The 13,073-nt window shown below is 65.2% G+C and carries 13 protein-coding genes; 2 read left to right on the top strand and 11 right to left on the bottom strand.

Annotated elements, in window-relative coordinates; translation table 11 throughout:
* Nucleotides 1–161 precede the first annotated feature (161 nt).
* From AC3WLT_RS19895 to AC3WLT_RS19845, 11 genes are all read right to left on the bottom strand, one after another.
* Nucleotides 162–590 carry a TadE/TadG family type IV pilus assembly protein gene (locus AC3WLT_RS19895; protein WP_492593403.1) on the bottom strand — a complete coding sequence of 143 codons (429 nt, stop codon included), beginning with the start codon at nucleotides 588–590 and terminating at the stop codon, nucleotides 162–164.
* A complete protein-coding gene (locus tag AC3WLT_RS19890) occupies nucleotides 587–1,465 on the bottom strand; it encodes a tetratricopeptide repeat protein (protein ID WP_492593402.1) in 879 nt (292 codons plus the stop codon). The genes AC3WLT_RS19895 and AC3WLT_RS19890 overlap by 4 nt, the downstream gene beginning before the upstream one ends.
* Nucleotides 1,462–2,409: a type II secretion system F family protein gene (locus tag AC3WLT_RS19885; RefSeq protein WP_492593401.1), complete on the bottom strand. Its 948-nt coding sequence runs from the start codon at nucleotides 2,407–2,409 to the stop codon at nucleotides 1,462–1,464. Before AC3WLT_RS19885 ends, AC3WLT_RS19890 begins: the two co-directional genes overlap by 4 nt.
* Entirely contained in the window at nucleotides 2,406–3,395 is a 990-nt protein-coding gene (locus AC3WLT_RS19880; RefSeq protein WP_492593400.1) for a type II secretion system F family protein, read from the bottom strand. The genes AC3WLT_RS19885 and AC3WLT_RS19880 overlap by 4 nt, the downstream gene beginning before the upstream one ends.
* A complete protein-coding gene (locus AC3WLT_RS19875) occupies nucleotides 3,392–4,807 on the bottom strand; it encodes a TadA family conjugal transfer-associated ATPase (protein ID WP_492593399.1) in 1,416 nt (471 codons plus the stop codon). Before AC3WLT_RS19875 ends, AC3WLT_RS19880 begins: the two co-directional genes overlap by 4 nt.
* Entirely contained in the window at nucleotides 4,804–6,027 is a 1,224-nt protein-coding gene (locus AC3WLT_RS19870; RefSeq protein ID WP_492593398.1) for a CpaE/TadZ family protein, read from the bottom strand. The genes AC3WLT_RS19875 and AC3WLT_RS19870 overlap by 4 nt, the downstream gene beginning before the upstream one ends.
* Before the next feature lie 15 nt (nucleotides 6,028–6,042).
* Nucleotides 6,043–6,423, bottom strand: a complete 381-nt coding sequence (locus AC3WLT_RS19865) for a CpaD family pilus assembly lipoprotein (RefSeq protein WP_492593397.1) — start codon at nucleotides 6,421–6,423, stop codon at nucleotides 6,043–6,045.
* A gap of 17 nt (nucleotides 6,424–6,440) precedes the next feature.
* Entirely contained in the window at nucleotides 6,441–7,844 is a 1,404-nt protein-coding gene (locus AC3WLT_RS19860) for a type II and III secretion system protein family protein (protein WP_492593396.1), read from the bottom strand.
* Nucleotides 7,845–7,946: 102 nt separating this feature from the next.
* Nucleotides 7,947–8,987 carry a Flp pilus assembly protein CpaB gene (gene cpaB / locus AC3WLT_RS19855; protein ID WP_492593395.1) on the bottom strand — a complete coding sequence of 347 codons (1,041 nt, stop codon included), beginning with the start codon at nucleotides 8,985–8,987 and terminating at the stop codon, nucleotides 7,947–7,949.
* A gap of 14 nt (nucleotides 8,988–9,001) precedes the next feature.
* Nucleotides 9,002–9,490: an A24 family peptidase gene (locus AC3WLT_RS19850; protein WP_492593394.1), complete on the bottom strand. Its 489-nt coding sequence runs from the start codon at nucleotides 9,488–9,490 to the stop codon at nucleotides 9,002–9,004.
* 98 nt (nucleotides 9,491–9,588) lie between these two features.
* The gene (locus AC3WLT_RS19845) at nucleotides 9,589–9,762 is read right to left on the bottom strand and encodes a Flp family type IVb pilin (protein WP_492593393.1); all 174 of its coding nucleotides are present in this window, start codon (nucleotides 9,760–9,762) and stop codon (nucleotides 9,589–9,591) included.
* 469 nt (nucleotides 9,763–10,231) lie between these two features.
* On the opposite strand from AC3WLT_RS19845, the gene AC3WLT_RS19840 reads away from it, so the two are divergent.
* On the top strand, nucleotides 10,232–11,482 hold the full coding sequence (locus tag AC3WLT_RS19840) for an ROK family transcriptional regulator (RefSeq protein ID WP_492593392.1): 1,251 nt from the start codon (nucleotides 10,232–10,234) through the stop codon (nucleotides 11,480–11,482).
* Nucleotides 11,469–13,022: a sugar ABC transporter ATP-binding protein gene (locus AC3WLT_RS19835; RefSeq protein WP_492593391.1), complete on the top strand. Its 1,554-nt coding sequence runs from the start codon at nucleotides 11,469–11,471 to the stop codon at nucleotides 13,020–13,022. Before AC3WLT_RS19840 ends, AC3WLT_RS19835 begins: the two co-directional genes overlap by 14 nt.
* The last annotated feature ends 51 nt before the right edge of the window (nucleotides 13,023–13,073 follow it).

Below are 13,073 nucleotides of genomic sequence, written 5' to 3'. Positions count from 1 at the left end.
GCTGCCGCGGGCGCGACGGCGATGCGTGTCGGCCTCGCGTGCGCGAGCGCCGGCCGACGGCGGCGACGGCGACGAGGGCAGCCGAGGCGGATGACGGGGATGACGCCGCTGCGGCGGCTGCGCAAGGGCTCGAGCGGGATACGCGTGCGCACATGGTCCGATCACTCGTAGTTCATCACGGTGACGGCCTTGATCGTGACAGGCCCCGTGAGTGCGCTGAATATCGTGCCGAGCACGAACCCTTGATACGTGTACGTGACCGTTACCGTCAAAGGCGAGCCCGACGTTTGACTGACCCAGGTCGCGGCCGCGGTCGCGGCGGTCGCCGTCCCGCCCGTCACCAGGTTGTTCTGCGTATAGTTCAGCGCGACGGCCTGGATCTGCGTGCTGGTCCACGGCGTGGCGCGCAGCACGACACCCGCGCGCGCCGCTTCCCGGCTCGCATTCGTGATTACGGCCTTGTCGCACAGGATCATGCTCACATCGATGATGCCGAACAGCACCATCATCAGGAAAGGAAGCATGAGCACGAACTCGAGCGCGGCAATGCCTCCTTCATCACGCAGCAATGAAGGGCAGGGCGCTTTCATTTCTGGCTCTCCGCGTCATGCGGCATTTCATCCGCGGGCAGCGCGCCAAGACGAGCCGCGCCAAGACGAGCCGCGGACGGATCGCCGCCCGAGGCGCCGAATCTTGCTCGAAGGATTTGATAGAACCGCAGGTTGTCTTCGACCGATGCGGGGGGCAGGTCGGCCTGCAAGATCTGTTTCGCCGCGTTCGTGTTGCCGAGCAGCGCATACGCGAGCGCGAGGTTCTGGCGCGCTTGCGGCGGGGCGTTGGCGAGGCCCGCGATGTCGAGCAGCACGTTTGCACCTTCCCGTGGCTTGTTGGCGAGGATCAGCGACAGGCCGAGGTTCGCCGTCAGGCCCTGCGCTTCGGGATGCACGCGCAGCGCGGCGCGGTAGACGGTTTGCGCTTCATCGTGATGGCCTTGCAGATCGAGCGCCGTGCCAAGGCCCTCGGCTGCGACCGGGTTGTCCGGATGTTCGGCGACGAGCGCACGGTAAAGCGCCGCGGCATCGTCGAGCCGACGCTGCCGCAATGCGACCCGAGCCAGGCCGAGTTTCGGCCCCGGATTGGCCGGTGCGGCGCTCGCCGCACGCGCATAGAGCACGCGTGCGCGTTCGAGGTCGCCCGCCTGGTACAGCGTGTCGGCCAATCCAAGCTGGGCTTCGAGCGAGTTCGGCTCGGCCTGCAAAGCCTTTTCATACAAGCTCGACGCGAGTTCGGTGCTGCCCGAGGCGAGCGCGCTAGCGGCAAGGCGCAGGTCGCTCACGGCACCGACGTTACGCTGCATCGAGACAGGCCGCGGATTGAAGCTGCCTTCGCTTGCACATCCTGCAAGAAGGGCGGCGGCGACCACTGACGCGATGGCGAGCAGGCACGAGGCAATAACGTTCTTCATTTGAACACCGCAAGGAGGCGAATGACGGCGGGGCCGGCCGAAATCAGGCCCACCGTCGGCAACACGAACAACATCATCGGCAAGGTCATCTTTGGGGCGAGCTTCGCGGCCTTTTCTTCGAGGGCGAATATTTGCGCGGAGCGTTCGGCGCGAGAGAGCATGCGCAGCGACTGCGTGATCGGCGTGCCGTATTGCTGCGATTGAATCAGCGTCGTCACGAGTCCGCGCACCGACGCCAGGCCGATGCGGCCCGCCATGTTGCGCAGCGCGGTGGCGCTGTCGCTGCCGATTTGCAACTCGTCGGCCGTCACCGAGAACTCGTCCGCGAGCGGCAGGCAGATCGGCTTCAGTTCGTGCGCGACACGCTTGATCGCGACGACGAGGCTATTGCCGGCATTCGTGCAGATGACGAGCAGGTCGAGCGCATCCGGCAGGCACGACGCGATGGCCCGTTGCCTGCGCCGGATCAGGAATCCGAGCACGTACTCCGGCGCGATCATGCCGACGATGAACGCCGCGGCCATCATCAGGACGCGAAACACGAAGTATTCGCCGAGGTGAGGCACGTGCGAGCCGAGCACGATCGCGACGAGCGCAAGCAGGGCGCCGACGACGATTTTCAGGCCCACCATGCCCGCCGCCGCGCGCCGGTCGCGAAAGCCGGCACTGGCGAGCTGCCGCGCGAGCGTCTCGCGCTGGAACGCATCGATGAGCGGCACGCGTTCGCCGATTAGCGCGACCCGCCGCGCCATCCGTTGCCGCATGTTCGCGAGCGCATGCTCGTCGGCGGCCGAGTCGGCGGCTCCGCGCGCGGTGGCTTGCCGCACGCGTTGCGCAATACGATGGCGCTTACCGCCCGTGCGAAGCAGAATCAATACGACGGCGCCGATCAGGACGATCAGCAACGCGAGATTGGTGACAGTACCGGCATCCAGTGTGTTCATCGCGAGGTATCCAGTTGCGACATCTTCCGCACCATCCACAGCCCGATCGTCAGCAGCACCGCGGCGAGCGTCATGACCTTGTGCCCGGCGCGCGTATTGAACAGCAGCTCGATGTACGGCCGGTTGACGATATACAACATGCCTGTGATCCCGAACGGCACGGCCGAAATGATGTTGGTCGCGAGCCGCCCTTCGGCGGTCAGCGCCTTCGTCTTCAAACGGATGTCGCGCCGGCTGCGAATAATCCCTGCGAGGTTCTCAAGCGTCTCGGCCAGATTGCCGCCGGTCTCGCGCTGCAGCAGCAAGCAGACGGCGAAGAATGAAAAGTCGGCGATCTGCAGCCGCTTCACGGCTTGATCCAGCACCTCGTCCAGATCGGCGCCGAGGCGCAGGGCGTCGCCCATCGTGCGAAACGTGGCGCGCACCGGCTCGTCGGCCTCGCGGCCTGCGGTGCTGATCGCCTGCACGACCGGAATGCCTGCCCGCACCGCGCGGATGATCAGATCGAGCGTGTCCGGAAAGACCGTCAGGAAGCGCGTGCGAAACCGTTCGATCAGGAAACCATAGGTGGCTCGCACGGCGAACAACGGCAGGCCGACGATCAGCAACGGACGCGTCCAGACGGGAGGCGAGCCTAGCCTGATGCCCACAAGCGCGGCGATGACGATGGCGATCGCGATCACCGCAATCAGACGGATACCGCCGGCGCCGCTGACCGAGCGCACGCGTTCGACGTGCTTTTGCCACCACGCGAGCAGCCCGCCGTCGCCCCGGGGGGCGCGCTGCCGGCTAAAGAGCTCCTCCTGCTCCGGTGTTTTAGGGCCGGTTTTGCGCTGGCGAGCCACGACGGTCGCCAGTTCATCGATCCGGCTGCGGATGCGTTGCGCCGGCCGGCGTCGCGCCATGTCGCGCAGCGACGCGACCATCATGCCCGCAATCAGGATCGCGAAAAACGCGCCGGCGGCGACGACATCGGCGGGCGTCATGGCCGCATCGCCTCGATCAGTTGCTCTTCCAGCCCGTAGTACGCGGCCCGTGCCGTGAACGCAGGGCGCAGCGACGACGACTCGTACACGCCGCGCACTTCGTCCTGGTACGCGCTCGTATCGAAGCGGAACGTGAAGAGGTCTTGAGTGATGACGACGTCGCCTTCCATGCCGGCGATCTCAGTGATGCGTGTCACGCGGCGCATGCCGTCGCGCATCCGCTCGATCTGCAGGATCAGGTGCACCGCGCTCGCGATTTGCCGGCGGATCGACAGCAGCGGCAAATTGCCGTTCGCCATCATCACCATGCTCTCGAGGCGGGTGATTGCGTCGCGCGGGGTATTGGCGTGGATCGTCGTCATCGAGCCGTCGTGCCCGGTGTTCATCGCCTGCAGGACGTCGAACGCCTCAGGCCCGCGGGTTTCGCCAAGGATGATGCGGTCGGGACGCATCCGCAGCGCATTGCGCACGAGGTCGCGCTGCGAGACGGCGCCGAGTCCTTCGGCATTTTCCGGGCGCGTCTCGAGGCTCACGACATGCGGTTGCTGCAATTGCAATTCGGCCGCGTCTTCGATGGTGACGATCCGCTCATGCTCGTCGATGTGATGCGACAGCGCGTTGAGCAACGTCGTCTTGCCGGACCCCGTGCCGCCGGAGATCACGACGTTGAGCCGGCACGCACCGGCGATCTTCAGCACGCGCATCATCGCGGGCGACAGATTGCCCTGCTGCGCCATGCGGGCCAGGGTGATGTTGCGCTTGGAAAACTTGCGGATCGAAATCGACGCGCCGCGAATCGCGATCGGCGGCAGTACGACGTTGACCCGGCTGCCGTCGGCCAGGCGCGCATCGACCATCGGGCTGCTTTCGTCGACGCGGCGCCCGATCGCCGCGGCGATGCGCTGCGCGACGTTGATCACGTGCGCGTTGTCGCGGAACTTGAGCGGTGTCAGTTCCAGCCGGCCGTGCCGTTCCGCATAGACCTGGTCCGGGCCGTTGACGAGGATGTCGGTCACCGCTTCGTCGGCGAGCAACGGCTCGATCGGGCCGACGCCGAACATGTCGTTCAGTATCTCGCCCACGATCAGCGTCTGCTCGGCCATCGTCACGTTGAGCCGGTCGCGCGCGACCACCTCGGTCGCGATCTGCTCGATGCCCGCGCGCACCTGATCGCGCGACATCATCAATGCGGCCGACATGTTCATCGAAGCGAATACGACGGTGCGGATCGTCTTGAAGGTGGCCGAGCGGATCAGCGCTTCATGCCGGTCGATCGGAACGGCCGCGCGCACAGGCGCCGCAGCGGGCGTCGGCGGGCCCGCGTCCGTTCTCGTGTCCGCTCTTGCGTCCATTCCGCTATCGGCAACAGGCGACATGACCGCTGTGTGTTTCCTTTTGCCGAACGTCGTCATGCCCGGCTCCTGTTCCCGACGAGGCGCGCATACCAGGGCTGCTTCGGCGGTGCGCTCTCCGATCGGCCGGTCAACGTGTTCGCCAGCTCGACGATGGCCGAGGCAAAAGGCGTCGGCTTGCCGGCCGCGATCGGTTCGCCGAGATTCTCGGCCGCCGCGAGCGTTTTCGGCTCGTAGGGCAGCTCGTGCATCGACGCACGGCCGAGCGCGCGCTGGAAATCGGCTGGATCGACGCGGCCCGCAACGGGTTCGTGCGGGTTGTTCAGCAGCAGCGAGATCGTCGGGTTGCTGTCGCGGTCTTCGATGAACCGGAGCAGCCGCGCTGTCTCGCGGGCGGCATGGACGGATCGGTCCGACGTGATATAGACGGATGAGGATGCGTCGAGTGCCTCTTCGGCGATATTGCCGGTGAGGCCGGACAGGTCGAGCATCACGTAATGGAATTGCCGTTTGAGCGTATTGATCAACTCGGAGAGCGCGCCGGGACGACGCGCGAAATCGTCGCCGTAGGGCAGTTCGGACGAGAGTACTCGCAGGTGGTTACTCTTCTGGACAAGCATCCGGTTGATCAGCTGCGCATCGACGCGCTGTGCGTTTTGCAGCAGTTCGGTCAATCCGTTGTTGGTGGTGAGCCCCAGCATCGAATTGGCGGCCCCGCCGTGAACATTCAGGTCGACATATGCGATGTGCCGATGGGTCACGTCGGCCAGGTGGCGCGCGAGCGACACCGCGACGGTGGTTGTGCCGACGCCCCCGCGTGCGCCGACAAAACTGACGGCCCGGCCGGCGCGCACGGCGGCGCCCGGGTCGCGTGCCGCCAGCGCGCGCTGCAGGAGTCCGACCGACAACGGCTTGAAAAGATAGTCCTGGACACCGGCGCCGAGCAGGCTGCGATACAGGTCCACGTCATTGCGGTCTCCGACCACCACTACGGCGACCGATGGCTCGCAGACGTCGGAAAGGCGCGCGAGATCGCTGAGCGGCATCGCGGACCCCGACAGATCAACGATCAGTTGCCTGGGTGAACGATCGAGCTTTCGCAGCAGTTCGATCGCGTCGTCGATCGTTCCCCTCTGCACGCATGCGTTTGCGATCGACTGATCGACAATCAGGTTCTTCACCGCGGTTTCGCTGTCGCGATCGGATACGACGGCCAGCAGATCCTCGGCGTTGATTGCGCTGCTGCTCTTGAGCTGACGGAGTAATTCGAGGGTGCTCATTGAAATGCTCCGCGATCAATGCATCACGTTGGTGGTCGTCGAGTTCACATTGAGCGGCGTCGCGCGCCCCTCGTCGTAACGGCGCACTGCGCTTGCGCCGAGCGCCGCGTCGGCGCCTGCGTAAGGAATCGGCTGGACGAGGTCGGCGGGGCGCGCGAGCATGATCGCCAGATTGGTGTACGTGGCGCAGCCGAACGCGACACCGGGACGCCCAAAGCCCGCGTCGACCAGATGCGACGGCTGCTCGAGTTTCGCGCAATCGGGCGGCACCGCGCGCGTGCCGTCGAACCCGACCACCGACGCGTCAGGCATGCCGAGCGGCGGAGGCGCCGACATGCAGCCCGAGAGCGCAGCAAGCAGGGTGAGCAGGGTGAGGGAGGATAGGCGCGCAAACATGGCATGACTCCATCGGTTCAGTAGACGAAGCCCGCCGCGCCGACAAGGCGCGGGGCGTCGCTGGACAGCGGATCGATCCCGAGCGAACGCTGCAGCACGTATTCGACGTCGCTGCTTGCATGCGTGACGCTGTCGAGCGGCTGCCGCAGTTGTCCGGGATCGGCGGGCTGCACGATATAAGGCGTGACGATGACGACGACTTCCGTCTTGTTGTTCTGGTAGTTCTTCGACGAGAACAGCTTGCCGAGTATCGGCAGTCTGCCGAGGCCGGGAAACTGCGCGAGGATGTCGGTCGTCTTGCTTTGGAGCAGACCGCCGATCGCAAAGCTTTGCCCGCTCGACAACTCGACGGTGGTCTCCACGCGGCGCACGGTCAGCGCGGGAATCTTGATGCTGTTGAGCGTCACCGAGTTGGTCAAGTCGATCTCGCTGACTTCCGGACGCACCTTGAGGCTGATCCGGTTGTCGGCCAGCACGGTGGGCGTGAAGTCGAGCGACACGCCGTAAGGCTTGAACGCGACCGTGATGGCGCCCGTCGTGTCTTGCGCGACAGGGACCGGGAACTCGCCGCCGGCGAGGAAGCTCGCGGTCTGGCCGGACATCGCAGTCAGATTCGGCTCGGAGAGTGTCGTGATGAGACCCTCCTGATCGAGCGCATCGAGCACCGCCTCGACGTTGACGTGTGCTGTATGAAAACCCGCGACCGTCGAGAACGCGCCGGTCGACGACAGGAGGAAGCGATTCGTCACCGTGTCGAACAACTGGCGGCCGGTGAAGAGCCCGCCGAAAAAGTTGCCGACCGAGCCGAGCGAACCCCAGTTGATGCCGAGCTCCTGCGTGATGTTTCGATCGACTTCGGTAATCCGCACGTGCAGACTGACCTGAATCGGATGATTCAAGGTGAGCCGGTTGACGAGCGTTTCCTTGTCGCGCAGGTAAGGTGTGAGCGATTGCGCGACCGCATCGGCATCCGCCGCGCCCGGCACGCGGCCGGCAATCATCATCGAGCCGGGTGCGCTGGTGAGCGTCAGGTGCAGTTGCGGGAAGCGCGCGTCGAGCATGTGCTGCACCGACTGCGTATCGACGCTGACTGCAATGGTTTCGCGCAGGATCGTCCGATTGTTCGCGCCGAGCGCAAAGAGCGTCGTCGTTCCCGCTTTCTTGCCGAGCACGAATACGGTTTGAGGCGTCGGCACATGCACGTCGGCGACTTCCGGGTCCGCCACGAATACCGCGACGGCCGGCTCCGAAAGCTTCACCATCTCGCCTTTACCCGCCGGCACGACCAGCGTCGGACCCGGGTCCGCAGCGGATGCGCGGTTCACGTTTGCGACGAAGCCGCACGCGATTGCTGCGCACGCGACGACCGTCGATGCAAATCGACGCCGCGAGCGAAGGACTGAGCAAACAAAATACGACATGGACGTTCCTGTGTGAAACCTGGTCACGTACCGATGCAGGCGATGCACCGTGGCACGCGTACTGCTTCTTTCGACCGTTGCGACACCGTTGCGCCCGTCCCGCTACCGTGCGAGCGGCTGCTGGCCGGTCCCGGTTTGCGCGGCTTCGAGCGGCTGCGCGGGCACAGGCGTGGACGCTTGCGACGGCTGTCCGCCGGGCGGCAGAGGCGGCAGTCCCGGCATACCCGTTGCGCCGCCGACCGACGCGGCGCCTGACGCCTCGCTCGACTGCGATCCGCGATAGACGATCACGGAAGGGGCGGCCGAACGCCCATTTGCGGTGCCGCGCTTCGCATTCATGTCCGCCGCACGCAATGCGCGCGACACGTCGCCGCCCCATACCGGAGGCGTTTGCGGCTCCGTGGTGGCGGCGGCGGGCGGCTCGCGACGGTCCTGGGTCGCGAAGCTGCGCAACGCGAGCGATAGCGTGCCGAGGTGTGTCGCAACCGCGATCACCTGGGCGGTGCGCGGCGTCACCTCGAACGTGACCGTGCGTGCACGCGTATCGGCTTGCGCGGCATTGTCCTTCGGGCGCTGAAACGCGGAGCCGACCGCGAGCACGCGCACTCGATTGACCACCGTCTCCGATTCGACTCCCCGGCCGGCCTCGGGCGTGTCTTTCGCCGAATCGCCGAGGGTTTGCGTGAGCAGCACGTCGACATAGTCGCCGGGCTGAATCAGCCCCGCATTGCCTGATACTTCGTCGATCGCAACCGAGATCGCGCGCATGTCGGGCTTGAGTGCGGCAGCGAGAAAGCCCGGCGCGTTGGGCGAGATGACATCGGCGGGACCGAGCGGCGTGCCGGCGCGTACCGCGTGGCGCAGCAGGTCGCCCTTGAGGTCGTTGTCCGCGCCGTCGCCGGCCGCTTGCCCTTCGACGAGCACGCCAGCCGGAGCTTGTCCACGCGGCACGTTTTTCCATGCGAGGTCGCTGTCGCGAAGCAGCAGACCGTCGGGCAGATCCGCGGCAGCGACGCGAATGCGGTCCATCCCGTGCGAACTGGTCGCAGCCGGATGCGACGCCGCGACGAAGAGGGTGCGCAGAATGAGTGCGCCAATGATGGCGACGACGATCAGGCCGGCGAATTTGATGATTCTGGGCATGGCGACGAGCTGCCTTAGATAGGCGCGCTATGCGCGAGCGGCGCCCACACGGCTGCGCCACCACCCAGCGCGAGCACGATGCCGTAAGGCACGCCGCGCGCACGCGACAGACATGACAGCCAGCGCAGGGCGCCGCTGCGGCGGTGCAGCGGGTCCGCCGCGATGACCGCAAGGCCCAATATCAGGCCGCAAACGGAGACGATGAAGAAGACGGGCGCCGCGAGCGACGGACCCGCCCACAGAAAGACCGCTGCGGCGAGCTTCGCATCACCACCGGCGATCCATCCGAAATGGAACAGCAACGCGGACACGGCGAGCGCTGCCGCCGCCAGGCCGACGTGGCCGAGAAACGTAGCGGCGCTGATCGGCACGAGCGCTGCTGCGACGCAATAGAGACCGGCGACGACGACCACCGCGCGGGTGGGCAGGCGCCGGAAGAGCAGATCGGAGACCGCCAGTGACGTCAACACGAGGCAGGTCGCCAGCTTCACTGAATACAGCATCTTGGTTTGCCTGGGGCCGAGTCATGCGTTTTCGGGCGATGGACGTGACGAGAATGTTTGATGAACATGTATTCCCGCCATGTCGATCGCGAAGACGTTTAGGCAGCGGCCGTTATCTTGGCGATCAGATTGGTGAATACGCCCACGAGCGCCGGGCTGAAGTACGCGCCTACGGCCACGACCGCAACGACGACGATACCCGCGAGCACTGCGTACTCGAGTGCGCTGACGCCGCGTTCATCACGCGACAGGGACTTGATGAATTGCAGCATAAGTAGCTCCTGGTTATAGGCTGTTCGGTCACGGAAACGAGTTGACGGAAAATCCGGGGGGAATCTTCCAAGCGGGTTATCGGCAGAATCCGAGCGGATCTTTAGGATCTCAAAACAGATTTGCCGTTGCGCGCAGAAACACTCGTGAACTAGATGGTAGCGACGGGCTCAGTGAATTGATGCCGCGATATGAGGCCAAAGAGTGGCGCTATTCGGCTGATGCTTGAGTTGACATAATATAAATTATCAACATCAGTGGTGTTACGGCAAAGCTGTAATGTCCGCTTCCAGCCAAGTTCAAATCTGCTTCGCGAGGGCACAGTGACAGGGCCGCGCGCGGACGCGCTCCGTCCAATTTTGCCTCCTGCTTCGTGCAAACCCTTATTCCCGCCACACCCTGTCGGGTGATTAAATAAATCCACTTGATTTAATTAATCACCCGGGATGGTACCCGGTCTGGAGGAGATTCGTGAGGCACCCCCATGTCGGCCGCGGCAGCAATTCGGCTAACGTCCGTCGTTACAACGAGCGACTGCTGCTGCAGGCGCTGCGGCGCACGCAGCCGGCATCGAAGGCCGATCTGGCTCGCCAGGCGAACCTGACCGGCACAGCGGTAGGCACCATCGTCGCCACGCTGGACAACGCCGGGCTGATCGAATTTACCGGCCGCCGCATCGAAGGCAAGCGCGGCCAGCCCGCTTCCCTGATCCGCCTGGCTCCAGGCGGCGCCTTTGGCATCGGCGTGCGGCTCGACCGGACCAGCATCGAAACGGTGCTGGTGAATTTTGGCGGCGAGGTGCTGGCCCGCAGCGGTCACGATAGGGTCCTGCCCCACCCTCGCAAGGTGCTGGAGATTGTGACGAGCGACATCGACGCCATGCTGCAACGCCTCTCTTCACATGAGCGCGCACGGCTGGCCGGCGTCGGCGTCGCGCAACCGTTCAATCTCGGGAGCTGGCTGCGCGAACTTGGGCTGCCGTTGCAGACGTTCTGCGCCTGGGACGAATTCGACTTCGCCAGCGAACTTGGGTGTGCCTTGGCCCTGCCTGTATTCAGCGAAAACGACGGCAATGCGGCTGCTATTGCCGAGCTGTTCTACGGCTGCGGGCGCCAATCGGACGATTTCATCTATCTGTTTCTCGGGCCTGCGATCGGCGGCGGTATCGCCGTCGACGGCGACTGCCTGCGCGGCGTGAGCGGTAATGCGGGCGATATCGGCGTCATGCCGGTTCCGCCCAGCCGTTTGCCATCGGCCCCCCAGCCGGCCGGACCATCGGACATCCTGCTCGCGCGTGCGTCCCTCAACGCGCTCGCACGGCATCTGCGCTATTGCGGCGAGTCGGTCGAGACACGCGCCGATCTCGAAGCCTGCATTGCCCGCCGTCCGCCGGCCGTCGACGAATGGCTGGACGATTGCGTCGAGGCGCTCGCCCCCGCCCTGCGCGCGATGCTGTGTGTGCTCGACGTTCCGATGGTCGTCCTCGACGCCGACGTGGACGCCGGGCTGATCGACGCGCTGATGAAACGCCTGAGCACGGCTCTCGCGCTGGGCGCACCGGAAGCCCGCGGCACGCCGGAACTCATGCGCGGCACGTTCGGGTCGGATGCCGGCGCGATCGGCGCCGCGACGTTGCCTATGTTTTTCAATTTCTCGCCGCGCACAGGAATTCTCAAGGGTGCCGGCGCCGAATTGCAGGAGGTGAATCATGCCCCGTTCTGAAGCCACTCCCGCGTTGCTGGAAATGCGCGGCATCAGCAAGACCTTTCCGGGTGTCCGCGCACTCGACAACGTGCGTCTATCGGTGCAGGCCGGCGAAGTGCATGCGCTGATGGGCGAAAACGGCGCCGGAAAGTCCACGCTGATGAAGATCCTTTCCGGCGCCTACCAGGCCGATCCCGGCGGAGAAATCCTCGTCGACGGCAAGGCCGCGGTCATCGACGGACCGCTTGCAGCGAGAGAACTTGGGATAGCGGTGATCTACCAGGAGTTGAGTCTTGCGCCCAACCTGACAGTCGCCGAAAACATCCATGCCGGGCGCGAACTGCGCAAAGGCGGCCGCCGCTGGGGCCTCGTCGATCGCGCGGCGATGGAACGCGACTGCGAAGAGGTGCTCACCCGTCTGGGCGCGAGCTTCCGGCCGCAAACGCGCGTGGGCGAGCTGTCGATCGCCGAGCAGCAACTCGTGGAAATTGCACGGGCCGTCCACACGCGTGCACGTATTCTCGTGATGGACGAGCCCACCACGCCGTTGTCGTCGCGTGAGACGGAACGCCTCTTCCACCTGATTCGCCAGTTGCGCGCAGAAGGCCTGGCGATCATCTATATCAGCCATCGCATGGCCGAAATCTACGAACTCTCCGATCGCGTCTCGGTGCTGCGCGACGGTTCGTACGTCGGCACGCTCGGGCGCGAGGCGCTCTCCGCAGAGAGCCTCGTGAAAATGATGGTCGGCCGCGACATTTCCGGCTTCTACAGAAAGCAGCATGCGCCCTACGATCCAGGCAAGTCCGTGCTGTCGGTGCGCGATATCGCCGACGATCGCCGCGTGCGCGGCTGCAGCTTCGAGCTTCACGCCGGGGAGGTCCTCGGCATCGCGGGGCTCGTGGGGGCCGGCCGCACCGAGATGGCGCGATTGATCTTCGGTGCCGAGCCGCGCGTGCGCGGCGAAGTGGCCATCGACGGGCACACGCTCGCACTGCGCACGCCGCGCAATGCGATCGACGCAGGCCTCGTTTATCTGACGGAAGATCGCAAGCGGCAAGGCCTCTTTCTCGACATGAGCGTGCGGGACAACATCAATGTGTCCGTATGCGGACGCGATGCGCGGCTGGGTGTCCTTAACCTCACGCGGGGCGCGGAGCGGGCGCGGGACGCCATTCGCTCACTGTCGATCCGGGTCGCGCATCCGAAGATCAACGTCGGCGCCCTTTCGGGCGGCAACCAGCAGAAGGTGCTGCTGTCGCGGCTGCTTGAGACCCGTCCGCGCGTTCTCATCCTCGACGAACCGACCCGCGGCGTCGATATCGGTGCGAAATCGGAGATCTACCGCATCATCAACGAACTGGCTAAATCCGGTGTCGGCATCATTGTCATATCGAGCGAATTGCCCGAGATCATCGGTGTAGCCGACCGCGTGCTGGTAATGCGCGAAGGCGAGATTGCGGGCGAGCTTGGCGGACATACCGACAGGCCAATCAGTCAGGAAGCCATCATCGAACTGGCCACGGGCTCGCGGCCCGCACTGGACGAGGCGGCGTAGTGAGTCAGCCGGAAGCACGGCGCGCCGAAAAACAGCTTGACATGTATTCAG

The sequence above is a fragment of the Paraburkholderia sp. FW306-2-2C-D06C genome (genome assembly GCF_058781505.1).
The sequence above is the reverse complement of the archived record's forward strand: the minus strand, read 5'-3'. Positions and strand labels throughout refer to the sequence as shown.